The following is a 1,619-nucleotide window of genomic DNA, read 5'->3' on the forward strand; positions in this document are numbered from 1 at the left end:
TCCTCTTTGCCGCCACATCGGATGGGTGTTTTACCCGAGCGTGCAGGTGGTCTCTGGCACCCGCCCGCCCCTTATATCATCTCCCGGTATGGTGCCCCGGGGGTGTTATAAGTAATGTTAGACCTGGACGTTGACAGCCTTGGTGACCTTCTGGTTGACCACAAAGCTGATGACCCATGCGCTCTCAGTAGCCAGGCTGTCGTTGGTGACCTTCACAGCATTGATCTCAACAGTGTAATCACAGTTGTAGACGGTACCATCTGTTGTAGTCAAAGCCTTGGGGCAATAGACTGTGCTACCACCGAACGCCCACTCCCCAAGTGCTGTTGCAGCGGCCTCAACCGCAGACTTTTCGTCCATTTTACCAGACAACACATAAACAACAGGCCTGCTCTGGGAGACCTTATCGGCAGGCATAGCGTTCAAAGTATCAACAACCAGAATTTTCGCATCTTTCAAATCAGATTCCAACTGACTCTGCATCTTAGATTTATACGTCTGACCATCATGAACCGTAACAGCCTTGTTATATGCGTCAGAAATATTCTTAGCAGAGAACTTACCAGTATTGGTGGCATACTTTGTAGCCCAGCCGTCCAGAGCAGTGCTGGAAATGAAGTTGACATACTCCTTCATATCGGAATCCAGCAGATCGTTGGCATAGGTCACAGCGTTGCTCACAGTTTCGACCGGCTTGTTCTCTTCTTCATTGCCATTGCCGCTGCCCTCACCACAGGCGCTCAGCATGCTGACGGCCATAACGCCGGCCAGCATCAGGGAAGCAATTTTCTTGAGCTTCATAATGAATTTTTCCTCCTATATGAGTGTAGAAATCGATAGAGACTCGAAACAGGTAAAAAAGGAGGCCCTATCTTTGTATGCCGTATGTGTTAGATGCCGTCAAAGCGATCAGCCGACGTTGTTGACCACCTTGTCGCCCAGGGTCTGGGTAACAACAAATGCGATGACCCAGGCAGACTCGCCATCAACATTGGAGTTGTTGGAAGCCTTCACAGCGCTGATCTCAACGGAGTACTCTGCGTTGTACTTAGCACCATTGTAATCAACCACGGTCTCCACCTTTTGCTTGTTATCCATATAACGAGCAAAATATTCGGCAGTTGCTTCCACCGCTTCAGTCTGAGTCATCTTACCAGAAATGGTGTAGACCCAACCATAGCTCTGGGACTTGCCGTTTGCAGGAGCATTAGTGAATTCGCCACTAGCCGCCTTCAAACCTTCCAGCTTATCCCGCAGTTTGCCGTTCAGTTCTGTGTCCTGAGTACCAGCAGTAAATTTTTTATAAGCGCTAGCAATATCTTGCTCAGAAAGATTCTTAGTATCTGCGGTAATCTCCTTCAAGATAGTATCCAGATTGGTGCTGCCGACATAGCTGAAGATCTCTTTCTGATCATCGGTCAAAACGCCATTGGCGTCTGCCACGATACCGGTGGTGGGAACAACGGGGTTCTCCTCCTCGCCGCTGTTGGCAGAGCCTTTGCAGCCAGCCAGCATGCTGACAGCCATAACGCCGGCCAGCATCAGGGAAGCAATTTTCTTGAGCTTCATAATGAATTTTTCCTCCTTATGGTGTATAAAAGATAGAGACCCAAAACAGG

The 1,619-nt window shown here is 49.0% G+C and carries 2 protein-coding genes; both read right to left on the bottom strand.

Annotated elements, in window-relative coordinates; translation table 11 throughout:
* Nucleotides 1-117: 117 nt before the first annotated feature.
* A complete protein-coding gene (locus tag B5E66_RS12650) occupies nucleotides 118-801 on the bottom strand; it encodes a hypothetical protein (protein ID WP_087233842.1) in 684 nt (227 codons plus the stop codon).
* A gap of 108 nt (nucleotides 802-909) precedes the next feature.
* Nucleotides 910-1,569 carry a hypothetical protein gene (locus tag B5E66_RS12655; RefSeq protein WP_087233845.1) on the bottom strand — a complete coding sequence of 220 codons (660 nt, stop codon included), beginning with the start codon at nucleotides 1,567-1,569 and terminating at the stop codon, nucleotides 910-912.
* Nucleotides 1,570-1,619 lie beyond the last annotated feature (50 nt).

The sequence above is a fragment of the Faecalibacterium sp. An121 genome (assembly GCF_002160915.1).
Classification (GTDB): domain Bacteria; phylum Bacillota; class Clostridia; order Oscillospirales; family Ruminococcaceae; genus Faecalibacterium; species Faecalibacterium avium.